This is a genomic window from Sphingomonas sp. GW821-FHT09B04, from assembly GCF_059418285.1.
The window spans coordinates 564032-587989 of the sequence record NZ_JBWKPO010000001.1; the positions used below are offsets into that span (position 1 = coordinate 564032).

Sequence of the window (23958 nt, forward strand, 5' to 3'; positions counted from 1 at the left end):
TAAAGGGCTGACATGACCGCCGTCCGCATCGCGCCATCGATCCTTTCCGCCGACTTCGCCAAATTGGGGGAGGAAGTGCGCGCGATCGATGCGGCGGGCGCCGACTGGATCCATATCGACGTGATGGACGGGCATTTCGTGCCGAACATCACGATCGGCCCGGCGGTGATCAAGGCGTTGCGCCCGCACAGCGCCAAGCCGTTCGACGTCCATCTGATGATCGAGCCGGTCGATCCGATGCTCGAGGCGTTCGCCGATGCGGGCGCTGATTGCCTGTCGGTGCATCCCGAAAGCGGACCGCACCTTCACCGCACGCTCCAGACCATCAAGGCGCTGGGCAAGCGTGCCGGCGTGGTGCTCAATCCCGCGACCCCCGTCGATGTCGTCGATCACGTCATGGACATGGTCGACCTGATCCTGGTGATGAGCGTCAACCCCGGTTTTGGCGGGCAGAAGTTCATCGAAAGCCAGCTCGCCAAGATCTCGACCTTGCGGGCGAAGATCGAGGCCAGCGGCCGCCACATCGATCTCGAGGTCGATGGCGGGGTCGATCAGGGCAACGCAGCGCGCGTGATCGCCGCCGGCGCCGATGCGCTGGTCGCGGGCACCGCGGCGTTCAAGGGCGGTCCCTCGGCCTATGCGGATAATATCCGGGCATTGCGCGCGGGGTGAAGATGCCCATCGACGACCCTGCCACCGAGGCATCGGACGCCGACGGGATCGAGCAGGGGCGGCGGCTGATCCGGATCGGCGGCGACCGTGGCCTGTCGCTCGCGGATCGACTGTCCGATCATTTCCACCGTCTCACCTGGCGCACCCCACTTTACGGCTTGCGGCTCAAGGGGCGCTATCCGCTCAAGTTGATCGCGGTCGCGGACGACCCCTTCCTCGGCGATCCGGCGCGGGGCAACGCGCTGCTCGACGGCAAGCTGTCGTTCCGCGGGGAGAACCACCTCGTCGTCACACTCGATCCGGCCAGGCCCGAATGGTCGAAGCCGTTCAGCGACTATTTCCACAGCTTCGCCTGGCTGCGCGACCTGTCCACCGTCACCACGCGTTCGGGCGCCGCGCCGGTAGCCGAAGCGCTGATGCGCAAATGGCTGGACGTCCATGCCGAAAAGGTCACCGATCCGGCATGGCGCGCCGATCTGTGGGGGCGCCGGATCCTGTTCTGGACCGCGCATGCGCCGCTGATCCTGTCCAGCACCGATCTCGTCTATCGATCGAAGGTGCTGCACACGCTCGCGCGGGGCGCGCGGCATCTCGACCGCAACGCCGATCGGGTTCCTCCCGGCGCACCGCGTATTGCCGCGTGGTGCGGGGTGCTCGCGGCGGGGCTGATGATCCCCGGCGGCGATCCACGCCGCGCATTCGGAGAGGCGGGCCTCGCCCGCGCGCTTGCCGCGTCCGTGAGCGAGGATGGCGGGATCGTCGGGCGCTCCCCTGCCGCGCTGCTCGACTCGATCATGCTGTTGACCTTGCTGCGCGAGACCTATGCCGCGCGCCGCCTCGATCCGCCCGAGGTGCAGAGCCGCGCGCTCACCCGGATGGTTTCGGCGTTGCTGGGCGTGTGTCACGGCGACCGCGGTCTGGCGAGCTGGCAGGGCGGTGCGCCCGTCACCGGTGAATCCCTGGACGAGATCGTCGCGGCGACCGGCGCGCGCGTTCGCCCGCTCCGCCAGGCGCTCGACTGGGGCTATCAGCGACTGGCCCAGCAGCGCACCGTCGTGATCGTCGATGCGGCGCCGCCGCCGGTCGCGCGGGTGATGGAGGGCGGCTGCGCCTCGACGCTGGCCTTCGAATTCTCCGATGGTCCCGACCGAATCGTCATCAGCTGTGGTGGTGCGCGCGGCGCCGATCTTCGCCTGCCCGCTACGCTCGCCGATGGGCTGCGGACGACCGCGGCTCACTCGACGCTGGTCGTTGGGGACAGCAATTCGACCGCGATCCACCCCGACGGCACGCTGGGCCGCGGTGTGAGCGAGATGGAACTGAGCCGTCAGGAAACCGATACGGCCAGTCGGATCGAGGCGAGCCATGACGGCTATGTCCGGCGCCACGGCGTCATCCATCGTCGCCGCATCGCGCTCGGTGCCGACGGGCGCGACGTGCGTGGCGAAGACAGCCTGACCCCGGCCGGACGCCGCAAGAAGGCGGCTGGGATTCCGTTCGCGATCCGCTTCCACCTGCACCCCGGGGTTCAGGTTTCGCCGACCGCCGATGGCGCGGGCGCGCTGCTCCGCACGCCATCGGGTGCTGCCTGGCAGTTTCGCGCCAACGGCGCCGCACTCAGCATCGAGGAAAGCGTGTGGGTCGACGGACGCGGAATTCCGCGGGAAACCCAGCAGCTTGTGCTGACGGGTGAATCGCCTGCAGGCGGCACCAGTATCTCCTGGCTGTTTCACCGCGCCAGATAGGCGCCTCGGCCATTGCGCGTTAGGGGTTTGCAGCGTGCGGCGGGTTCCCTAAAGGCCCCGCCCATGACCAGCATCCCCATCCGCCGCGCCCTTCTCTCTGTCTCCGACAAGACCGGCATCGTCGAACTCGGAACCGCGCTTGCCGCAAAGGGTGTCGAACTCGTTTCGACCGGCGGCACCGCCAAGGCGCTGCGCGACGCAGGGCTTGAGGTTCGCGACATCTCCGACCTCACCGGCTTCCCCGAGATGATGGACGGCCGCGTCAAGACTCTGCACCCGGTCGTCCATGGCGGACTGCTCGCTGTGCGCGACGATGCAGGGCACATGGCCTCGGCCAGCGAGCACGCGATCGGTATGATCGATCTGGTGGTGGTCAATCTCTATCCCTTCGCCCAGACCGTCGCGAAGGGCGCAGCGCGCGACGAGATCATCGAGAATATCGATATCGGCGGTCCCTCGATGGTGCGCTCGGCTGCCAAGAACCACGCCTATGTCGCGATCGTCACCGATCCTGCCGACTATGACGTGGTGGCAAAGGGCGAAACCCTGCTGGAAGATCGCCGCCGTTTCGCCGCCAAGGCCTATGCCGCAACCGCCGCCTATGACGCGGCGATCGCCGGCTGGTTCGCGCATGTCGATCAGGGCGAACGCTTTCCCGAGCGCGTGTCGGTGCCGATGACCAAGCAGGCAGAGCTGCGCTACGGCGAAAACCCGCATCAGATCGCTGCCCTCTATACGCAGGCTGCAGGCGGCGTGAACGGCATTGCCCAGGCGCGTCAGGTTCAGGGCAAGGAATTGAGCTACAACAACTACAACGACGCCGATGCGGCGCTCGAACTGGTCAGCGAGTTTCGCGATGGTCCTCCGACGGTGGTCATCGTCAAGCACGCCAATCCGTGCGGCGTTGCAACCGGTGAGACGCTGATCGAGGCCTATCAGGCGGCGCTCGCCTGCGACACGGTCTCAGCGTTCGGCGGCATCATTGCGGTCAACCGGCCGCTGGACGAAGCCACCGCCGAAGCCATCTCCGGCATTTTCACTGAGGTTGTCGCCGCGCCAGACGCGGATGAAGGCGCGCGCGCCGTGTTCGCGCGCAAGAAGAACCTTCGTCTGCTGCTGACCGGAGAACTGCCCGATCCGGCGCGCCGCGGTCGGGTGATGAAGTCCATCGCAGGCGGCTTTCTGATCCAGTCGCGGGACAATGGCATCGTGACCGAAGCCGACCTCAAGGTCGTGACGAAGCGGGCGCCGACCCGCCAGGAACTCGCCGATTGCCTGTTCGCCTGGACCGTCGCCAAGCACGTCAAGTCGAACGCGATCGTCTATGCCCGGGACGGCAGCACCGCGGGTGTCGGCGCGGGACAGATGAACCGCCTCGAATCCGCGCGCATTGCCGCGTGGAAGGCGAAGGACGCCGCCGACAAGGCTGGCTGGAGCACGCCGCGCACGATCGGCTCGGCGGTCGCATCGGATGCCTTCTTCCCCTTCGCCGACGGCCTGCTCGCCGCGGTCGAGGCGGGAGCGACCGCGGTGATTCAGCCGGGTGGATCGATCCGCGACGAGGAAGTGATCGCGGCGGCCGATGAGGCTGGCCTTGCGATGGTGTTCACCGGGATGCGGCACTTCCGGCATTGATCTTGTTTTGGCTTCGCTGAGCCGGTGCCGGCCCGTTCCCTCACCCGGGGACGGGCCGGCGTCATATTCGGCGCAGGAACTAACCCGCTTGCGCGCCCTCCTTAGGCAGCTTCTTGAACAGCTTGCGGTCCTCTTCACCGAACGCCCATTTGCCGATCACGGCGAAATAGACGGCGAAGATCGCCGGCACGCCCACCGAAAGCTCCACCCATTCAAGCTCATGGGGGAGCGCGGTGAATCCCCAGCCAACGACTCCGCCGGCGGCGATCGCGGCGATGAAGCCGGGGCGCAGGCTGAACACCGATGCCCTGGTCATCCGTGACAGCATCCAGCATTTGATCGTCGAACCGATCGCCAGCGTCACCGCCAGCGCGACCGCGGGGCCTGCTGCCTGATAGTTCACGTCCCATCCCAGATCGCGCATCAGGAAGACCAGCGCAAAGCTCAGCGCCGCCTGAAAGGCAAGCAGCAGCATTGACACCATCAGGTTGCGGTGCCGCGCCATATAGACAAGCGCTGCCTCCGACACCGCCCCGGGTGAAGCAAGAACCTCGGCAGCGAGCAGGAAACACAAAGCGCCTGCGCCTGCGACGAATTGCGGGCCGACCACGCCCATCACGCCTTCAGCCGGAATCCCGCCCATCAGCAGGAGCGCAGCCTGCGCGGTGATGATCCAGAATGCGACCTGCTTCACCTGATGCGCGATCGCTGCGCGGTTCCCGGCGGCGAGGTTGCGGGCGATCACCGGCCCGAGGATCGGATCGAAGCTGGTCTTGAGTTTCTGCGGGATCGAGGCGACTTGCTGCGCCATGTAATAGATGCCGACGATCGCCGGCGGGAACAGCAGACCCAGGATGAATCGATCGATGTTACGCGTGCCCCACTCGATCGCGTCCGCCCCCGCAAGCGGCATGTTGCGACGGGCAAGCTGAAGCAACGGCCGCACTCGCGGTGACCAGCCACGCGGGAGCCCGTAGCTGCGGATGAACGGGATGAGGCTGGCGATCAGCGCTGCCGTCATCGACAGCACATAGGCGATGATCAGCCCGTCGCGCGGGGCGATGTAATAGAGGCCCCAGGCAGCGATGCTGATCGTCCATGGCTCGATGATCGCGCGGGCTGTGACAGTCGCTTTCACGTTTCCGCGATAGGCCAGCGCCGCCAGGCTGACATCGGACCAGGCGATCGCGAAGACAATGACGGGGAGCAACCCGCTCAGGCCAGTCACCGCGCTGTTTGCGTACATGATCTGGGGGAAAGCGAACAACACGGCGCTCGCGAGCATCGAAACCACGAAGGCGACGACCATTCCGTCCCATACGACATGGGCGTGCGGGCGGTCGGTATTCGCCAGCGCTTGCGCCAGCCCGCGTCGCAGTCCCAGCGTCGCCAACAGCGCCGCCAGTTCGACCACGACCACGGCCAGCGCGAACCGTCCGACAATCTCCGGCCCGTAAAGGCGTCCGGCAATGAACAGGAACGGCAGCCGCGCCAGTAAGCGCAGGAAAAAGCCGAACACATTGGTGCGCCCGCCCTTGGCGAGCGCGGCGATGTCGTCGGATTGGCGGGGACTCGTATCGGCGGTCATGCGGCGAACCCGCCTGTTCGCCGTAAACGGCGTCGCGAAGCTTGTCCGATCTTCATGTCGTCAGCGGTCTCGCCCGAAACGAACGAAATATCCATCGTCAATGCGCTGCGCCCCAGCTCGGGCCTGTGCCGATTTCAACACCCAGTGGCACGGTGAGCCTGACCGCGGGTTCCGCGGCGCTTTCCATCACCTGCCGGATGACAGGTGTCGCCGCCTCGACATCGCCCGCGGGCAACTCGAAAACCAGTTCGTCATGGACCTGCATCAGCATCCTGACGTCATGCAGGCCCGCTTCCCGCAGCGCCGGACCCATCCGCGCCATCGCGCGCTTGATGATATCGGCGCTGGTGCCCTGGATCGGCGCGTTGATCGCAGCGCGCTCGCTGCCGGCGCGCTCGTGCTGGGTGGCGGATTTGAGGCGTGGGAAATGCGTCTTCCGGCCGAACAGTGTCTCGGTGTAGCCGCGCGCCTTGGCGTCGTTGAGCGTGTCGGCGATGTAGCGGCTGATCCCGGGGAAGCGTTCGAAATATCGGTCGATCATCGCCTGCGCCTCGTCCGGCGTTACATCAAGCCGGCCGGCAAGACCCCAGCGGCTGATGCCGTAGAGGATCGCGAAGTTGATCGTCTTGGCGCGTCCGCGCGTGTCGCGGTTGACCTCGCCGAACAGCTCGGTGGCGGTCATATTGTGGATGTCGTCGCCGCGCTCGAACGCCTCGCGCAGCTGCGGCACATCGGCGATGTGCGCGGCAAGCCGCAGCTCGATCTGCGAATAGTCGGCGCTGAGGATGACGTTCCCCGGCTCGGCGACGAACGCATCGCGGATCTGGCGTCCCGTCTCGGTGCGCACCGGGATGTTTTGCAAATTGGGATCGGTCGACGACAGCCGTCCGGTCTGCGCCCCGGTCAGCGAATAGCTGGTGTGCACGCGGCCGGTTGCCGGGTTGATCTGCGCCTGCAGTGCATCGGTATAGGTGGATTTGAGCTTCGAAAGCTGACGCCAGTCGAGCACTTTGACCACCATCTCGCGGCCGGGTGAGTCCTTGTCGGCCGCGATCCGCTCGAGCTCGTTGACGTCGGTCGAATAGACGCCCGATTTGCCCTTGCGCCCGCCCTTGATGCCCATCTTGTCGAACAGGACATCGCCGAGCTGCTTGGGGCTGCCGATGGTGAATTTGAACCCGGCGATGCCGTGGATCTCTTCTTCCAGCGCCACAATCTGCTTCGAGAAGTCGTCCGAGAGCTTCGCCAGCACCCCGGCGTCGACCTTGACGCCGGCCAGCTCCATGTCCGCGATGACCCGCGCCAGTGGACGGTCGACCATCTCGTAGACGCGCGTCGCGCCCTCGTACGGCAGCCGCGGCTTGAAACGGCGCCACAGCCGTAACGTCACGTCGGCATCCTCAGCGGCGTAGCGGGTTGCGGCTTTCAGATCGACTTCCTGAAACCCGAGCTGCTTCTTCCCGGTGCCGACCACGTCCTTATACGCGATGCAGCTGTGCGACAGATGCGTCGCCGCCAACTCGTCCATGCCATGGCCGTGGAGCCCGGCATCGAGGTCGAAGCTCATCACGATCGTGTCGTCATAGGGCGCGACGTCGATGCCGACTCGCGACAGCACGATCAGATCATATTTGATATTGTGCCCGATCTTGAGCACCGCAGGGTCTTCGAGCAGCGGCTTCAATTTTGCGATCACGAGATCGCGGTCGAGCTGAACCGGCTTCTCGGCGAACATGTCGGTGCCGCCATGGCCGATGGGGATGTAGCAGGCGAGGTTGGGATGCAGCGCCATGCTGACCCCGACCAGCTCGGCGCGGGTAGCGTCGACCCCCGTGGTTTCGGTGTCGACCGCGACCCAGCCCTGATGCTGCGCGGCGATGATCCAGCGGTCGAGCGCCGCTTCATCCGCCACCGTCTCGTAATTGTCGTGATCGCAGGGCGGATCCTCGGGCAGCGGCACCGGCTCGGGGCTTTCGACCGGCGCGTCGGCGACGCTGGTTCCGGTGCTGCTTAGCCGCGACAGCAAGGTCTTGAACCCGTGATGCTCGAGGAACGCGCGCAACGGTGCGTCCGGGATGCCCTTGAGTTCCAGATCCTCGAGCGGATCGGGCAACGGTACGTCGCTGGCGAGCTCGACCAGCTTTCGGCTGAGGCGCGCCATCTCGGCATGCTCAATCAGATTGTCGCGCATCTTCGATGGCTTCATCGAGGGTGCGGCTTCCAGCACGGCCTCGACCGTGCCGAACTCTTGGATCAGCTTGGCCGCGGTCTTGGGGCCGATGCCGCGCACTCCGGGTACGTTGTCGACGCTGTCGCCCATCAGCGCCAGCACTTCGCCCAGTTTGTCGGGATAGACGCCGAACTTCTCGAACGTTGCCTCCGGGCCCAGCCGGCGGTTGTTCATCGTGTCGAGCATATCGACCGACGGATCGGTCATCAGCTGCATCAGATCCTTATCGGAGCTGACGATCGTTACCTGCCAGCCCTGTGCCAGCGCGGCTTTGGTATAGGAGGCGATCAGATCGTCCGCTTCCCAGCCCAATTCCTCGATACACGGCAGGCTGAAGGCGCGCGTGGCGTCGCGGATCATGGGGAACTGGGGCACCAGATCTTCAGGCGCGGGCGGGCGGTGCGCTTTGTACTGGTCGTACATCTCGTTGCGGAAGGTGTGCTCGCTCTTGTCGAGGATCACCGCCATATGCGTGGGACCGTCGGCCTTGTTGAGCGCGTCGGCGAGCTTCCACAGCATCGTGGTATAGCCATAGACGGCGCCCACGGGCTCGCCATGCTTGTTGGTCAGCGGCGGCAGCCGATGATAGGCGCGGAAGATATAGCCGGAGCCGTCGACCAGATAGAGATGTGGCATGGACGAGCGATAGCCGAGCCGCCCCGCGGAACAAAGCCCCTAGCGGTATCCGATCAGGCCGTGACGATATTCTCGAGCGTGAAGACGAGCGGTTCGGCGTTGGCGCCGATCCCGCCGCCGGTCATCACGATGTCGGCGCTGGCGAGACCGAGCAGCGAAAACTCGTTAGCGACGCTCGAAAGGATCGCCGAGTTGCTTCCCGAATCCGGATCGGACTGGGAGGCGACCCCGACCCAGATCGTCGGCCTGAGCCGGAAGGCGGCGGTCTGTTCGGGCAGGACGTTGCGTTCGCTCAGATACAGATGCTTGCCCTTGTAGAGGCAGACACTGACGGCGCCCTGCCTCAGGTCGTTGGACAAGGTGATCTGATCGGGCTGTCCGGCGACCGGCGCCTCGACGATATTGCCCTCCTCGCTCTCCACGAGGCTGAAGTGCTGACCGGCGGTCGCCGGCTGCATCGGGGTGAAATTGCCGTAGCTGTCCTGGACGGTGATGCCTGTGTCGGCGGGGTAGAGAACCGAATAGGTCGTGCCCTGCATAAATGCCGGGATTGCCGTCCAGGCTTGCGCGATCTCATCGAGCGAGGCCTGCGGATTCTTGCCGAAGATCAGGATCTGGCTGTTGTTGGTGTCGCCGGAGCGATTGATGAAATTCAGCCTGATATCCATCGCCGCCCTCCGGTCGCGTTCAATCTTGGACCCTAACACGCGATCATTACGCTGCCGAGATGGCGCCGTGCTTCAGGCGAAAACGACATTCGCCAGCGCGAAGGCGAACGGCACAGCGTTCGCCCCCGCGCCGCTGCCGGTCATCACGATGTCCGCGCTCGCGATGCCGAACAGGGAGAGTTCGGTGTTGATGCTCGACACGATCGCCGCGTTCATGACCTGACCTTCGCGGACCTGCGACACCGGCCCGATCCAGAGCGTCGGTGCGAACTTGAACACCGCGCTCTGCCCCTTTCCTATCGGCACCTTGGTTGCGAGAAGCCGGTGCGCCTTGTGGATGTTCGCGCCGATCACGCTGTGGGCGAGATTGTTGCGGACATGCAGTTCGGTGGGTGCGGCCGCCCGACCCTCATGGTGTATCCTGTTGCCCGAACCGGCCTGCGATACGGCGAGGAGATCGCCGGGATAGGCGTCGATCTGCGGCGTGTAATTGCCGTAGCTGTCGTTCGAGGAGACCTGCATCGTTGTCGGAAACACGAAGGGATGGTTTGCGCCCGGGCCGCAATTCTCGATGACCTTCCATGCCACAGCGGTTTCGGGAACGCCGTCCGCCACGTTCTTCTGGAAGATGACGATCTTGGAATTGTTGAGGTCGTTCGAATTGTTGATGAAATTCAACTTGATATCCATCGCCCATCCCCAGTCAGAGTCGCGGCGATGTTATGCGGTGCGGGTGTCCGCGCCAAATCATTCCGGTAGCGATTCGGTCTAGCGGGCGTCGTGGAAGATGATGCCCAGCGTATGGCGCCGCCCGCTCCGGATTGCGCTGACCCCGTGCCGCATCGTCACGCGATAGTCGCCCCGGCTGCCGCGCACCGGTCGCTGGTTGACCGCGAACACCACCGCGTCGCCCTGCGTCAGCGGGACGACCGCTGCGCGCGACTGCATCCGTGGCCGCTGCTCGGTCAGCACCAGCTCGCCGCCCTTGAAATCGGTGCCGGGCACCGAGAGCAGCACCGCGACCTGAAGCGGGAAGACATGCTCGCCATACAGATCCTGGTGCAGACAATTATAATCGTCCGGTCCGTAACGCAGCAATAATGGCGTCGGCCGTGTCTGCCCGCCGGCATGGCATTGTGCGAGGAACGCGGCATGCGCTTCGGGAAAGCGGCGTTCCAGTCCCATCCGCGCATGCCAGCGGTTCGCGATTTCGGCGAGGTGCGGGTAGAGCGCAGTCCGCAGCGCCGAGACCAGCGGCGGCAGTGGATAGGCGAAATAGCGATATTCCCCGCTGCCGAAGCCGTGACGCGCCATCGTCACCGTGCTGCGGAACTGCGCGCCGGTATCGTAGCTTCCGGCAAGATCGACGCAGCTCTGCGGGGAAAGCAGGCCGGGCAGCACCGCCCAGCCTTCGCGGTCGAGCGTCGTTTCGATGGCGGTCCAGTCGTGGCGTGCGGGAGTACAGGTCATGCCGGGCGTCTAACGCGCGGCTCTGCCCATCGCTTCCCGCTGCTTGCGCTCGAATTCAGCGCTCGAATTAACGGTGGTTGGCGACCACTGCGGCGACCACGCCCTGCATCAGTTCCTGCCGTTCCTTGATCGGGCGCGGCGTGTCGCCGATCATCACCGCGATCGAATAGGCCCTGCCGTCCGGTGCGGTGAGGATGCCGACATCGTTATAGCCCGCGGTGCGCCCGGCCAGATCCTGCCCGGTGCCCGTCTTGTGCCCGAAGGTCCAGCCCGGCGGCACCGCGCCGCGCAGCCGGAACTTGCCGGTGCGTGAGGCTTCCATGACGGTCATCAGCCAGCGGGTCGACGACGGCGACAGGATCTCCCCCGCCTTGAGCCGCGCCAGCGCCAGCGCGATCGCAGCGGGGGCGGCGCCGTCGATCGGATCGGCGACATAGGCGTTGAATGCGGCGCGGCGCACGTTCGGCGCCAGCGCGGCACGTGCCTGCTGGAAGGAGCGACCCATCGAATATTCGGGCTTCCACGGCAGACCCGCTGTCCTCGCCTGCAACAGCCGCTCGCCCGGGCCGAAGCGGATATCGCCCAGCCCCTTGTCACGGATCATGGCACGAACCGCCTCGGGGCCACCGACCAGGCCCAGCAGCCGGTCGTTCGCGGTGTTGTCGCTCTGCTGCATCGCGCGCAGCAGCAATTCGCGCACGGTGGTCTGATAGACGCCGTTCTTGACCACCAATGCCGCGATCGGCTGATGGAAGACGGTGAGATTTTCGCGCGTCAGCGACACCGGATCGTCGAACGTCAGCTTGCCGCGGTCGCGCGCATCGAGCACGGTCATCGCGACCCACAGCTTGCTTACGCTCTGCTGCGGCATGCGCCGTGCGGCATTGGCATCGATCTGCCAGCCGTCATCGAGGCTGCGCACGGCGACGCCGACAACGCCGCCGAAATTGCGGGTCAGGCTATGAATGTCGGACTGGAGTGGCGCGGGCGCGGGAGATACCGGGAAGGGGCGCGGCGCGGGCGGCACGCCCATCGTGACGCGATAGCTGGGCGGAACCAGATTCTGCGGCGGGTCCTGCGAATGGACTGCAGCGCCGACCAAAAGCGCAGGCCCGAGGCCGCCGAGCATCAACGCCCGCTGTAGAACTGTGAAATTCTGTACTGCCAACACGCTACCAACGCCCTTTGCCCAAATTGAGCATGGTGCCGCGTGGGGGACCGGCTCAAGTCGCGGGAACCCGATCTGCGACCAATCCCTTGATATTAGCGGTGAATGGTGAACAATCGGCCAACCCTGGCGAAACGAAAGGCAGACTTTCCGCACTTTGCCCGGCGTGACACCGTCAACGGGCCGAGGCTATAGACGCGGCCGGACCAGACTTCAGGTGATTGTTTTGAGCGATGCCGCCCCCTCGCTGGTGATCAATCCAGCGCTCGATCGTGCTGCGCTTGCCCGGCGTTTCGCTACGGACGGGCGCGTGCAGGTCCGCGATTTCCTGACTCCCGATTCCGCGCAGCGGCTGGCGCGGCTGCTTCAGCAGCAGACCCCCTGGGGCCTGTCGTGGCAGGCGGCGGAAATGGGGCCGCACAAGCTTCCTGCCGAGCAGGTTGCGGGATTGCGGCCAGAGAACATCAACGCGATGCTCGAACGCGTCAACGCGGTGATGGCCGGCCCCGGCTTCGCGTTCCTCTATGCCCAGTATCTGATGCACGACCACGCGATGCTCGGCACCTCGAAAAGCCCCGGGCATGATCAGCTGGTGCAGGATCTGAACGATCCGGAGTTCCTCGATTTCGGACGCGAGGTGACCGGGCGGGACGCCATCGCCTGGGCCGATTCACAAGCCACGCTCTATTCGCGCGGCCAGTTTCTCTCGATGCATCAGGATGTGGTGGCGGGCGAGAACAGGCTGGTGGCCTATGTGCTCAACCTCTGCCCGGTCGACTGGCGGCCCGACTGGGGCGGCTATCTCAATTTCTTCGACGGCGACGGGGACATCGTCGCGGGCTACCGGCCGCGCTTCAACTCGCTCAACATGTTCGCGGTGCCGGCGGACCATAATGTGTCCTACGTCCCCGGCTTCGCTCCGGCACAGGGCCGGTTTGCGATCACCGGCTGGTTCCGCGCAGCGGATTAGGGCACCAGAATCGTATCGACCGCCTTCGTCGCAGTCTGCGGATAGTCGAGCGTATAGTGAAGCCCGCGGCTCTCGTGTCGATGCAGCGCCGATCGCACGATCAGCTCGGCGGCCTGGAGCAGGTTGCGCAGCTCGATCAGGTCCGGTGTCACGCGGAAATGGCCGTAATAGTCGGCGACTTCGTCGTTGAGCATCTTGATGCGATGCGCAGCGCGCTCGAGCCGCTTGGTGGTGCGGACGATCCCGACATAGTTCCACATGAAGCGGCGAATCTCGGTCCAGTTCTGCTTGATCACCACTTCCTCGTCGGAATCGGTGACCCGGCTTTCGTCCCATGGCCGGATCGCGGGCGGCGGCGGGAGCTTGTCCCAATTGGCCGCGATATGCTTTGCCGCCGCTTCGCCGAAGACAAAGCATTCGAGCAGTGAGTTGCTGGCGAGGCGATTTGCGCCGTGCAGCCCGCTCTCGGTGCATTCGCCCGCCGCATAGAGGCCGGGCAGGTCGGTCTTGCCGTCGAGGTCGATGACGATCCCGCCACAGGTATAGTGCTGCGCGGGTACCACCGGGATCGGGCCCGTGGTCATGTCGATGCCCAGGCCGATCAGCTTCTCGTAGATGTTGGGGAAATGTCCTTTCACGAACTCGGGCGGCATATGGCTGATGTCGAGATGGACATAGTCGAGGCCGTAGCGTTTGATCTCGGCGTCGATTGCGCGCGCGACCACGTCGCGCGGCGCCAGCTCCATCCGCTCGGCGTCGTAATAGGTCATGAATCGCTTGCCGGTCTGCGGATTGATCAGCCGCCCGCCCTCACCGCGTACCGCTTCGGTGATCAGGAAGTTCTTGACCTCCAGATTGTAGAGGCAGGTCGGATGGAACTGCATCATCTCCATGTTGGAGATGCGGCACCCGGCGCGCCACGCCATCGCAATCCCGTCGCCGGTCGCCCCCTTGGGCGCGGTCGAGAAGAGATAGGTGCGTCCCGCGCCACCGGTTGCCAGGATCGTGGCATTGGCGGTGAACAGCTCGACATGGCCGGTTGCGCGGTTAACGGCGTAAACGCCCCAGACATTGCCTGCGCCCGAATAGCGTTCCTCGTGGCGGCTCGTCGCCAGATCGACCGCGACCATGTCGGGGACCATGGTGATGTTGGGGTGTGCGGCGGCGGCGCGGATCAGCGCTTCCTGAACCGCCCAGCCCGTGGCATCGTCGACATGGACGATGCGGCGCGCGCTGTGCCCGCCCTCGCGCGTCAGGTGCCAGCCCTCGCCGTCACCATCGGGGTTGAACGGGACGCCGAGCTTCGCCAGCCGGTCGATCGCCGCAGGGGCGTTCTCGACCACGAACTCGACCGTCGCGCGATCGTTCAGGCCGGCGCCCGCGATCATCGTATCCTCGATATGGCTCTCGAACGTGTCGCCCGGCTCCAGCACCGCGGCGATCCCGCCCTGTGCCCAGGCGGTCGAGCCTTCGTTGAGCGCGCCCTTGGCCAGCACCATCACCTTGAACCGGTCGGCCAGGTTGATCGCCGCCGTCAGCCCTGCGGCGCCCGAGCCAATGATCAATATGTCGGATTGCCTGGATTCACTGGCCACTCGTCGCTCCTTTCGCGGACGGCCTTTGCTATGCGTCAACCGCGCGAGAAATCAAACGCCGCCGTCGCCAAGCTTTTGTCTTCGGGTTAGAAGCTCGCCATGCGCAACCTGCTGACCCTTCCCGCCTTGTTGCTTGGACTTGCCTTGCTCACCCCCGCTGCCAGCGCCGCGCCGACGTGTACGCCGGGTGCGGCAGGTACGACGCACCGGGTGACCGTGGGGCAGACCGGGCGGACGATGTTGCTTCATGCTCCGGCGGGCTATCGGCCGGGCGCGCGGGTACCTTTGGTGTTCGTGCTCCACGGCAGCGGCGGCGACGGGGCGGCGATCCTGCGGCAATCGGGCCTTGAAGCGACCAGTGACCGCCACGGCTTCCTGCTCGCCGCGCCTGATGGCGGCATCCCGCTCGACCGCGGCTTTGTGTGGAATATTCCGGGGGTGCCGACCGTCACCGGCAAGGTGCCGCAGCCCGGCGACGCCGACGATGTCGCCTTCCTCCGCGCCGCGATCGACTGGCTCGCCGCGCAGGGTTGCGCCGACCCAGCCCGCGTCTATTCAACTGGTCTTTCGGGCGGCGGGCGGATGACGTCATGGCTGGGCTGTGTCGCTTCGGACAAGCTTGCAGCGATCGCGCCGGTGGTGGGGCTTCGCGCGGGCAACCCGCTCGCGAGCGACCCGAGGCGTCCCGATCCCGCGACCTGCCGTCCCGCCAATCCGGTTCCGGTGATCGCGTTCGCGGGCGACAAGGACGGCACCAATCCCATGCAAGGCGGTGGCGCGGGCTATTGGCAATATACGATGGATGCGGCGCTCGCGCGCTGGGCGGAACTCGGCGGATGCCGCGCTGGTCCGCTGCGCCGCGACCTGGCTGCAGACCGGTACGAACAGCTCTACACCGCCTGCCGGGCGCAGGCCGAGGTCGCGGGCCATATCACCCGCGGCGCTGGCCATGTCTGGACCGCCGACAACGAAGCGATGTGGCGGTTCCTGTCACGCTACCGGCGTTAGGGCTTATCCGGCGTTCGCGGCCCGTGTCAGGCTGAGGAAGACGTCTTCCAGATCGGCCTCGCGGGTGCTGACGTCAACGATGCCGAATCCGGCGGCCTGCACCGCACCCAATACCTCGCCGGCATTCGCCTGATCCTTGGCATAGGTGATGACCAGCGTGCGCTCGCCCTTTGCCTCGATCTTCTGGAAGCATCGGCTCTCGGGCACCGCGGCGATGTCGCGGTCCACGGTCACCTCGACCGCCTTTTCCTGCGTCTTGCCGACCAGCTCGCGCGTCGGCTCGTTGGCGATCAGCCTGCCGTGGTTGATGATCGCGATCCGGTCGCAAAGCTCTTCGGCTTCCTCCAGATAATGCGTGGTCAGCACCACCGTGACGCCACGGTCGTTGAGCTGGCGGACATAGGCCCAAAGCTGCTGGCGCAGCTCGATGTCGACCCCCGCGGTCGGTTCGTCGAGCACCAGCACCGGCGGCGAATGGACCATCGCCTTGGCGACCATCAGCCGCCGTTTCATCCCGCCTGACAAGGTGCGCGAATAGGCGTTGGCCTTATCCTCCAGACGCACCGCGCGCAGCAGCTCCATCGATCGCCGCTCGGCCTTGGGAACGCCATAGAGCCCCGCCTGAAGCTCGAGCGTCTCGACCGGAGTGAAGAAGGGATCGAACAGGATCTCCTGATTGACGATCCCGATCGCGCGCTTGGCGTTGCGCGGATGCTTGTCGATGTCGAAGCCCCAGATGGAAGCGCTTCCGCTGGTCTTGTTCACCAGCCCGGCCAGAATGTTGATCAGCGTCGACTTGCCCGCGCCGTTCGGTCCCAGCAGCCCGAAGATCTGCCCGCGCGGCACCGTGAAGCTGACATTGTCCAGCGCCTGCTTGCCGCCCTGATAGACCTTGGAAAGGCCGTCGATCTCGATCGCCGCGTCGCTCATGCGGGCTGATCTGGAACTGTGGTCGCGGCTTGGCAAGCGAAACAAGTTGTCTTCGCGCGCTCTGCGGCTCACGCTTGGCTCAAGGGGAGAAACAGCCATGTCCGCCACGCTTGCCTTCGCGCTGATGCTTTCGCCACAAGCCGCACCATCTGCCGCCGACCTTGCGGATGCAAAATGTGTCGGCGCGATGACCCTGGTCGAGGATCATGCGGAGGCGAAGGACAAGCCGGGGATGAACGCGGCGATCATGTTCTACCTTGGCAAGATTGCGGGGCGCAGCGGTAACGCGGCGATTGGACCCGCGCTTAAGGCGCTGGTGGAACAGACAAAAGCGGAGGGACCCGACAGTATCGCCGCAGCCGCGATTCAATGCGGGATCCAGTTCGAGCAGGCGACCCGCGGGATGTAATCGTGGGCGATTGTCGCACGCTCCTGACTTTGCTAACCGCTCTCGCATGATCGCCCCGCCTGAAGTCACCCGCGTCACCCATCGCCGCGTCGCATGCGACGGCGCGCAGGCCGGCATCGCCGCCGCGCTCGGCCATCCGCGCGTGTTTCTTGAGATCGACGAGCATGGCTATGTCGATTGTGGCTATTGTGACCGCCGCTTCGTGCTCGCGGGCGGCCCCGCCGATGGCGCGGACCAGTCGGAACTTCCCGATATCGCGTCCGGCGCCAGCCGGTAAGCGCAACAGAAGCGCTCCTGCTGGCGCCAGCGTCTAAGCCGCCTATATACCGGGGATGTACAGTGATCCCCGTGGTTTCCTCTATCGCGACGGCTTCGATGCCGACGCCGCCCAGCGCCTGACCGCCTCGATCCTCGGCCGTGCCGAGGATGGCGAACTCTATCTCCAATATCGCAAGTCCGAGGCGTTCGGCTTCGACGACGGGCGACTCAAGACCGCGTCGTACAACACCGATTCGGGCTTCGGCCTGCGCGCGGTGAGCGGCGAGACCACCGCCTTCGCGCACGCCAACGAGATCAGCGAAGCCGCGATCCGCCGTGCAGGCGAGACGATGGCGCTGATCGATCCGGCGACCGGGCCAAAGGCTGCGGCGCCCGCGCGCACCAACCGGCACCTATATACCGATGCCGACCCGCTCGACCTCGTGCCCTTCGCGGACAAGGTGAACCTCTGCCAGATGATCGACGCCGCCGCCCGCGCGCGCGATCCGCGCGTGGTTCAGGTCTCGGCGAGCCTGCTTGGATCGTGGAGCGTGGTCGAGATCGTCCGTCCCGACGGTTTCATCGCCACGGATGTCCGCCCGCTGGTGCGGCTCAACGTTGCCATCGTGGTCGAGGCGAACGGGCGGCGTGAGACGGGGAGCTTCGGTACCGGCGGCCGCGCGCTCTACGATCGGCTGTTCCAGCCGGAAACCTGGAACCGCGCGATCGATGAGGCGCTGGCGCAGGCATTGGTGAACCTTGATGCGGTCGATGCGCCTGCGGGCGAGATGACCGTGCTGCTCGGCCCGGGCTGGCCCGGTGTGCTGTTGCACGAGGCGGTCGGCCATGGGCTTGAGGGCGACTTCAATCGCAAGGGCACATCGGCCTTCTCCGGACGGATCGGCGAGCGGGTTGCGGCGCCGGGCGTCACCGTGGTCGATGACGGATCGATCCACGACCGCCGCGGCTCGCTCTCGATCGACGACGAGGGCACGCCGACTCGCGAGACCGTGCTGATCGAGGACGGTATCCTCAAGGGCTATATGCAGGACCGCATGAACGCCCGGCTGATGGGGGTCGAGCCGACCGGCAATGGTCGCCGCGAAAGCTTCCAGCATGCGCCGATGCCGCGTATGACCAATACCTTCATGAAGGGCGGCAACGATGATCCCGCCGAGCTGCTCAGCCGGGTGAAGAAGGGCATCTTCGCCAAGTCATTCGGCGGCGGGCAGGTGGATATCGTCTCGGGCAAGTTCGTCTTTTCCTGCACTGAGGCGTACCGGATTGAGGATGGCAGGCTTGGCGCCCCGATCAAGGGTGCGACGCTGATCGGCGACGGACCCACCTGCCTCACCAAAGTGACCGGGATCGGTAACGACTTCGCGCTGGACGAGGGGATCGGCATGTGCGGCAAGGGCGGGCAGAGCGTGCCCGCGGGCGTCGGCCAGCCGACCTTGCTGGTCGAAGGACTGACGGTGGGCGGCACGGCGGCGTGACGCTGCGCCCGGCCGATATCGACGCTTATTTCGCGCGAATCGGCTGGTCCGGGCCGGTGGCGGCGGACCGCGCGACGCTCAACGCGATCGCTGCGCATCACCCCGCGGCGATCCCGTTCGAGAATCTCGACCCCTATCTCGATCGCCCCGTCGATCTTGCGCCCGAGGCGCTGGCCGCAAAGCTGATCCATGGGCAGCGCGGCGGCTATTGCTTCGAGCAGAACGGATTGCTGCGGCTCGTGCTTGAGGGAATCGGCTTCGCCGTCACCCCGCTGTCGGGCCGTGTCGTGTGGAACATGGACCCCGAAACGGTCACCGCACGCACGCACATGGTGCTGCGCGTCGATCTGCCCGAAGGACCGGTACTGATCGATTGCGGGTTCGGCAGCGCGGTGCCGACCGGCGTGCTCGATCTTATCTCCGATATCGCGCAACCGACCCCGCACGAACCCTTCCGCTTGATCCGCGCTGGCGAGGAATGGCGCGCACAAATCCGCATCGGCGAGGAGTGGCGCGCTACTTATCGCTTCGACCTCATGCCTCAGCAGGACGTCGATTACGTGGTGGCCAACTGGTACACCTCGACGCATCCGGCTTCGCATTTTCGCCACGGCCTGACCCTTGCGCGCGCATTGCCGGGACGGCGCATCACCCTGCGTGGCGCTGAGTTCGCGACTCATCCACTGGGTGGGGCGAGCACGCGGCGCGCGTCGCGCGACCCAGAAGAGCTCGCCGCGATCATCGAGGACGAATTCGGTATCCGCATACCCGATCGGGCGGCACTGCTGGATAAGCTCCGGCGCGGCTTCGTGGCGGACTGATGGCGCTGGTCGAACTTGGCCGTTACCCGCCGCCCGAGGCGCATATCGTCGTCGGTCTGCTTGAGGCGCATGGCATCCCCGCCATTGCCTTCGATGCGGGTTCGAGCATCGTCGAGGGCAGCATTGCCATGCTGATTCCCGTTCGGGTGATGGTCGATGAGGATGATCTGCTTATTGCGCAGGCAGCACTATCTGAAGCCTAAATATTAGGCAGCAGTGAGCTGCTGCACAATTTTTTACCTCCGGGTCCCGGCGCGCCTGCGCGGACTCCACCGGAATCCTCACGATTCCGACTCTGGCACGCCCTTTGCTGATGGCCTTTGCGGTCAATTGCGAAAGGGGGCGGAATGAAACTCGTCATCGCCATCATCAAGCCGTTCAAGCTGGATGACGTCCGCGAAGCGCTCACGGAACTGGGCATCGCCGGCATGACCGTGACCGAGGTGAAGGGGTTCGGCCGCCAGAAGGGCCAGACCGAAATTTACCGCGGCGCGGAATACAGCACCAACATGGTGCCCAAGATCAAGATCGAGGTGGTCTGCGCGAGCGATCTCGCCGGCCGCGTGGTCGAGGCGGTGCAGGCCGCGGCCAACACCGGCGCGATCGGCGACGGCAAGATCTTCGTGCTCGACGTCGGTCAGGCGGTGCGCATCCGCACCGGCGAAACCGATCAGACCGCCCTGTGATGTCAGGAGCTCCGATGAAGGGGGTATCGATGAAGAACGCTTTGAAGATTGCCGGCGCGGGTGCGCTGCTCGCGGCGATGCCCGCCTGGGCGCAGGATGCGGCGGCTGTCGCCGCGCCCGTTCCCAATAAGGGCGACACTGCCTGGATGATGATCTCTACCGTGCTGGTCATGGCGATGATCGTCCCGGGTCTCGCATTATTCTATGGCGGCCTGGTCCGCACCAAGAACATGGCGTCGGTGCTGACTCAGGTGCTGGCGGTCGCGGCGCTCGCGATGCTGCTGTGGGTCATCTATGGCTATGCGTTCGCTTTCGGTGGTGACGCCAACCAGTTCATCTCCTCGGGCAAATTCTTCCTCGCTGGCGTTACGGCGGCCTCGACCGTCGCGACCTTCACCGACGGCGTGGTGATCCCCGAATTCGTGTTCATTGCCTTCCAGATGACCTTCTCCGCGATCACCGTCGCGCTGGTCATCGGCGGGCTGGTCGAGCGGATGAAGTTCAGCGCGCTGATGGTCTTCGCGCTCGTGTGGCTGACGATCGTCTACTACCCGATCGCGCATATGGTCTGGTATCTGGGCGGCAGCGAAGCGGCGACCGGACTGATCTTCGGCTGGGGGGCGCTCGATTTCGCCGGCGGCACCGTGGTGCATATCAACGCCGGTGTCTCGGCGCTGGTCGGCGCGATCATCCTTGGCCCGCGGCTGGGCTATAAGAAGGAGATCATGGCCCCGCACTCGCTGACCATGACATTGGTCGGCACCGGCCTGCTGTGGGTGGGCTGGTTTGGCTTCAACGCCGGCTCGGCACTTGAGGCCAATGGTTCGGCGGGTCTTGCGCTGATCAACACCTTCACCGCGACTGCGGCGGGCGTGCTGTTCTGGATGCTGACCGAGCGTCTGCTCGGTCACAAGGCTTCGCTGCTCGGCGCCTGTTCGGGTGCGATCGCCGGTCTCGTCGCCGTGACGCCGGCAGCGGGCAATTCGGGGCCGTTCGGTGCGATCCTGCTGGGTGCGATCGCGGCGGTCGTCTGCGCTTACTTCGTCGTCTCGATCAAGCCGAAGCTCAAGATCGATGAATCGCTCGATGCATTCGGAATCCACGCGCTCGGCGGCATCATCGGCTCGATCGGCACTGCCGTTACCATGTTGCCCGCGCTCGGCGGTCCGGGTGCGGCCGATTATGCGCTGGGCGCGCAGCTGTGGATCCAGATCAAGTCGGTGCTCGTCGCCGTCGTCTGGGCGGGCGCTGGCTCTGCAGTCGCCTTCACCATCGCCAAGGTCGTGACCGGCCTCCGCGTCACTGAAGACGTGGAGCGCGAGGGGCTTGACCTCGGCGAGCATGGCGAACGCGCCTATAATTATTGATCAGATCGGGGCTGCGCTTCAGCGCGGCGCCTCACGTCGTTCCTCCTGCGGACGACTGGGCCGGTGGCGAGACCACCGGCCCCTTTTTTAGCGCAGGTCCGCCTTGACGAAGTCGGCGCAACGCTCGCCGATCATGATGCTCGGCGCATTGGTGTTGCCACCGATCAGCCGCGGCATGACCGAGGCGTCAGCGACATAGAGTCCCTCCACACCACGCACGCGCAGTTTCGGGTCGCAGACTGCCGCGTCGTCCGACCCCATCCGCGCGGTGCCGACCGGGTGGTAAATGGTGTCGGCACGCGCCCGGATCAGACGTTCGAGCGCGTCGTCGTCGTTGCGGTCGATCGGATAGCGGTCGCGCCCACCGAACGCCGCCAGCGGCTGCGCGTCGAGGATCCGGTACATCGTCCGCACGCCCTTGATGAGCAGATCGACGTCGCGCCGGTCGGTCAGGAAACCGGGATCGATCAGCGGTGCGGCGCGCGGATCGGGTGAGGCGAGCCGCACGGTCCCGCGGCTTTCGGGCCGCAACACGCAGGCATGGCAGCTATAGCCATGCGCCTTGACCTTCGCTCTCCCGTGGTCCTCGACGATCGCGACCAGGAAATGGAGCTGGATATCGGGTGCAGGCAGGCCCGGATCGGTGCGCAGAAACGCCCCGGCCTCGGCAAAGGGTGACGTCATGGGCCCGCTGCGGGTGCGGAACCAGCGCGCCATCGCGCCGAGCCCCTTGAGCGAACCGATCAGCGACCGGCCAAGGAACAGGCTGCCCTTCGTCTCGAATGCTGCGACGTAATCGAGATGGTCCTGCAGGTTGCCGCCCACTTCCGCGCGGTCGACCCGCACCGGGAGGCCCTGTTCCTGCAGATGCGCGCCGGGGCCAATCCCCGACAGCATCAGCAGTTGCGCTGTCCCGAATACCCCGCCGCCCATCACCACTGCCCGGCGCGCGCGGATCATCTTCGACTGCCCGCCGCGTGAGTATGCGACGCCCCAGATGCGGCCATCCTCGAACAGCACGCGTTCGACGATCGTATCGCAAAGGATTTCGAGGTTGGGGCGTGGCGTCAGATATCCGCGGGCGGCGGTCCAGCGCTCGCCGCCCTTCTGCGTGACCTGATAGATGCCGGCGCCTTCCTGCCGGACGCCGTTGAAGTCGGGGTTGCGCGGGATCTGAAGCGCAGCGGCGGCCTCGACAAAGGCCTGACTTCCGGGATGGACGAAGCTCTGGTCGCTCACCTGAAGCGGACCGTCGTCGCCATGCCATGGGTTGGCGCCGTGCTGGTTGGTCTCGCTGCGCTTGAACACAGGAAGCACGTCGGCCCAGCTCCAGCCGGTAGCGCCCAGCGCTTCCCAATTGTCATAATCCCACGGATTGCCGCGGACATAGAGCATCGCGTTGATCGCGCTCGATCCGCCCAGCCCCTTGCCGCGTGGTTGATAGCCGCGGCGGCCGTTGAGGCCCGGCTGCGGTACCGTTTCATACGCCCAGTTGGTCGCGGGGGTCTGCATCGCGATCGCACCGGGCATCAGCGTGCGGAAGCTGGTGTTGCGCCCGCCGGCCTCGAGCACGGCGACGCTGTACTTGCCGTCCTCGCTCAGGCGGCCCGCGGCGGCGCTGCCTCCGGATCCGGCGCCGATGACGACGATGTCGGCTTCTTCCACTGCTCCCCCCGGTTTTCCCGCGCCAGCCAGCGCGCCTTGATGGTCTCGGATGTATCGCGGCGGCCATCGTGGCTCCAGCCCGGCGGCCCGAACATATAGCCAAGACGTGCCTTCAATCCCGGCGCTGCCCATACGTCCTTCGCGATCCCCCACCATTCGTGGAACGCTGCGCGCAGGATGCTGAAGTCGGGCAGGTTGTGGACGATGCCGTAACGCGGCCGATCATCGTCGCGCTCGGGCTCGAAGGTCCCGAACATCCGGTCCCAGACGATGAACACGCCGGCATAGTTCTTGTCGAGATAGCGCGCGTTGGTCGCGTGATGGACGCGGTGGTGCGACGGCGTGTTCATCACCGCCTCGAACCAGCGCGGCATCCGGCGGACCACCTCGGTATGGATCCAGAACTGATAGACGAGATTGAGGCCCGCGCAGAAGAAGACCATCGCAGGCGGAAAGCCGATCAGGAACAGCGGCAGGCGGAAGAGAAAGCCGAGGCTGAAGAAGCCGGTCCAGGTCTGCCGCAGCGCGGTCGTGAGATTATAATGCTGGCTCGAATGATGGATGACATGGCTCGCCCAGAACCACCGCACGCGATGTGCCGAGCGATGGAAAACATAATAGGCCAGATCGTCGAGCACGAAGGCGAGCGCGAACCAGTACCAGACATAGCCGATGTCGAAGAGCCGGTACTGGCTTACCCAGGTCGCGAGCGCGAACACCGCTCCACCCGCCAGCACACTCGCAATCGTACTGCCAAAGCCCAGCATGAGCGACGTCAGCGTGTCGCGCGGGCAATAGCGGCTGCGATCCTTGAGACGCGCGACCAGCATCTCCGCCAGCACCAGCGCGACGAAGGCAGGAATGGCCAGATCGATGGGATCGGGCAGGTCGGGCATCGCTCTCCTTACACATCTGTAAATAAGCGCGACGGGCGGTGAAGT

General features: G+C 65.5%; 22 protein-coding genes. 12 read left to right on the forward strand and 10 right to left on the reverse strand.

The window, feature by feature from the left end; all coding sequences use genetic code 11:
- The first annotated feature begins 12 nt into the window (after positions 1-12).
- The 3 genes from rpe (at position 13) to purH (ending at position 4052) form a co-directional block, all read left to right on the forward strand.
- The gene (gene rpe, locus AC07NK_RS02800) at positions 13-672 is read left to right on the forward strand and encodes a ribulose-phosphate 3-epimerase (protein ID WP_495169039.1); all 660 of its coding nucleotides are present in this window, start codon (positions 13-15) and stop codon (positions 670-672) included.
- A 2-nt stretch (positions 673-674) separates the two neighbouring features.
- Entirely contained in the window at positions 675-2417 is a 1743-nt protein-coding gene (locus AC07NK_RS02805) for a heparinase II/III family protein (RefSeq protein ID WP_495169040.1), read from the forward strand.
- Between the two features lie 63 nt (positions 2418-2480).
- Positions 2481-4052, forward strand: a complete 1572-nt coding sequence (gene purH, locus AC07NK_RS02810; protein WP_495169041.1) for a bifunctional phosphoribosylaminoimidazolecarboxamide formyltransferase/IMP cyclohydrolase — start codon at positions 2481-2483, stop codon at positions 4050-4052.
- Between the two features lie 79 nt (positions 4053-4131).
- Here the strand turns inward: purH and AC07NK_RS02815 are convergent, their stop codons facing one another.
- The 6 genes from AC07NK_RS02815 to AC07NK_RS02840 form a co-directional block, all read right to left on the reverse strand.
- Complete coding sequence (locus AC07NK_RS02815; protein WP_495169042.1) at positions 4132-5640, reverse strand: lipopolysaccharide biosynthesis protein; 1509 nt, start codon at positions 5638-5640, stop codon at positions 4132-4134.
- A gap of 97 nt (positions 5641-5737) precedes the next feature.
- Positions 5738-8506 carry a DNA polymerase I gene (polA, locus tag AC07NK_RS02820; protein WP_495169043.1) on the reverse strand — a complete coding sequence of 923 codons (2769 nt, stop codon included), beginning with the start codon at positions 8504-8506 and terminating at the stop codon, positions 5738-5740.
- Positions 8507-8559: 53 nt separating this feature from the next.
- Complete coding sequence (locus tag AC07NK_RS02825; RefSeq protein WP_495169044.1) at positions 8560-9174, reverse strand: hypothetical protein; 615 nt, start codon at positions 9172-9174, stop codon at positions 8560-8562.
- Between the two features lie 72 nt (positions 9175-9246).
- Complete coding sequence (locus AC07NK_RS02830) at positions 9247-9864, reverse strand: hypothetical protein (protein ID WP_495169045.1); 618 nt, start codon at positions 9862-9864, stop codon at positions 9247-9249.
- 78 nt (positions 9865-9942) lie between these two features.
- A complete protein-coding gene (locus AC07NK_RS02835) occupies positions 9943-10644 on the reverse strand; it encodes a 2OG-Fe(II) oxygenase (protein ID WP_495169046.1) in 702 nt (233 codons plus the stop codon).
- 67 nt (positions 10645-10711) lie between these two features.
- The gene (locus AC07NK_RS02840; RefSeq protein ID WP_495169047.1) at positions 10712-11773 is read right to left on the reverse strand and encodes a serine hydrolase; all 1062 of its coding nucleotides are present in this window, start codon (positions 11771-11773) and stop codon (positions 10712-10714) included.
- Positions 11774-12038: 265 nt separating this feature from the next.
- Here AC07NK_RS02840 and AC07NK_RS02845 point away from each other — a divergent pair, with 265 nt between their 5' ends.
- Positions 12039-12782 (forward strand): 2OG-Fe(II) oxygenase, encoded by a 744-nt coding sequence (locus AC07NK_RS02845; RefSeq protein ID WP_495169048.1) that lies wholly within the window; start codon positions 12039-12041, stop codon positions 12780-12782.
- Here the strand turns inward: AC07NK_RS02845 and nadB are convergent.
- On the reverse strand, positions 12779-14377 hold the full coding sequence (nadB, locus tag AC07NK_RS02850; RefSeq protein ID WP_495169049.1) for an L-aspartate oxidase: 1599 nt from the start codon (positions 14375-14377) through the stop codon (positions 12779-12781). The two genes, AC07NK_RS02845 and nadB, sit on opposite strands and share 4 nt — an antisense overlap.
- A 99-nt stretch (positions 14378-14476) precedes the next feature.
- Here nadB and AC07NK_RS02855 point away from each other — a divergent pair, with 99 nt between their 5' ends.
- The gene (locus AC07NK_RS02855) at positions 14477-15385 is read left to right on the forward strand and encodes a CE1 family esterase (RefSeq protein WP_495169050.1); all 909 of its coding nucleotides are present in this window, start codon (positions 14477-14479) and stop codon (positions 15383-15385) included.
- A 3-nt stretch (positions 15386-15388) separates the two neighbouring features.
- Here AC07NK_RS02855 and AC07NK_RS02860 read toward each other — a convergent pair whose 3' ends face one another.
- Positions 15389-16315 carry an ABC transporter ATP-binding protein gene (locus AC07NK_RS02860; protein WP_495169051.1) on the reverse strand — a complete coding sequence of 309 codons (927 nt, stop codon included), beginning with the start codon at positions 16313-16315 and terminating at the stop codon, positions 15389-15391.
- On the opposite strand from AC07NK_RS02860, the gene AC07NK_RS02865 reads away from it, so the two are divergent.
- The 7 genes from AC07NK_RS02865 to AC07NK_RS02895 all read left to right on the forward strand — a co-directional run bounded on the left by AC07NK_RS02865 (position 16314) and on the right by AC07NK_RS02895 (position 21352).
- Positions 16314-16724: a hypothetical protein gene (locus AC07NK_RS02865; RefSeq protein WP_495169052.1), complete on the forward strand. Its 411-nt coding sequence runs from the start codon at positions 16314-16316 to the stop codon at positions 16722-16724. The two genes, AC07NK_RS02860 and AC07NK_RS02865, sit on opposite strands and share 2 nt — an antisense overlap.
- A gap of 46 nt (positions 16725-16770) precedes the next feature.
- On the forward strand, positions 16771-17001 hold the full coding sequence (locus tag AC07NK_RS02870; RefSeq protein WP_495169053.1) for a zinc-finger domain-containing protein: 231 nt from the start codon (positions 16771-16773) through the stop codon (positions 16999-17001).
- Between the two features lie 55 nt (positions 17002-17056).
- A complete protein-coding gene (gene tldD / locus AC07NK_RS02875) occupies positions 17057-18478 on the forward strand; it encodes a metalloprotease TldD (protein WP_495169054.1) in 1422 nt (473 codons plus the stop codon).
- Complete coding sequence (locus AC07NK_RS02880; RefSeq protein ID WP_495169055.1) at positions 18475-19299, forward strand: arylamine N-acetyltransferase family protein; 825 nt, start codon at positions 18475-18477, stop codon at positions 19297-19299. Before tldD ends, AC07NK_RS02880 begins: the two co-directional genes overlap by 4 nt.
- Positions 19299-19502 carry a putative signal transducing protein gene (locus AC07NK_RS02885; protein WP_495169056.1) on the forward strand — a complete coding sequence of 68 codons (204 nt, stop codon included), beginning with the start codon at positions 19299-19301 and terminating at the stop codon, positions 19500-19502. Before AC07NK_RS02880 ends, AC07NK_RS02885 begins: the two co-directional genes overlap by 1 nt.
- A 144-nt stretch (positions 19503-19646) precedes the next feature.
- A complete protein-coding gene (locus AC07NK_RS02890) occupies positions 19647-19985 on the forward strand; it encodes a P-II family nitrogen regulator (RefSeq protein WP_495169057.1) in 339 nt (112 codons plus the stop codon).
- A 29-nt stretch (positions 19986-20014) separates the two neighbouring features.
- Positions 20015-21352: an ammonium transporter gene (locus AC07NK_RS02895; RefSeq protein ID WP_495169058.1), complete on the forward strand. Its 1338-nt coding sequence runs from the start codon at positions 20015-20017 to the stop codon at positions 21350-21352.
- Positions 21353-21439: 87 nt separating this feature from the next.
- Here the strand turns inward: AC07NK_RS02895 and AC07NK_RS02900 are convergent, their stop codons facing one another.
- Both AC07NK_RS02900 and AC07NK_RS02905 read right to left on the reverse strand, forming a co-directional pair.
- Positions 21440-23017, reverse strand: coding sequence for a GMC family oxidoreductase (locus tag AC07NK_RS02900; RefSeq protein WP_495169059.1), 1578 nt, complete (start codon positions 23015-23017; stop codon positions 21440-21442).
- Positions 22951-23913 (reverse strand): sterol desaturase family protein, encoded by a 963-nt coding sequence (locus tag AC07NK_RS02905; RefSeq protein ID WP_495169060.1) that lies wholly within the window; start codon positions 23911-23913, stop codon positions 22951-22953. Before AC07NK_RS02905 ends, AC07NK_RS02900 begins: the two co-directional genes overlap by 67 nt.
- Positions 23914-23958: the final 45 nt, after the last annotated feature.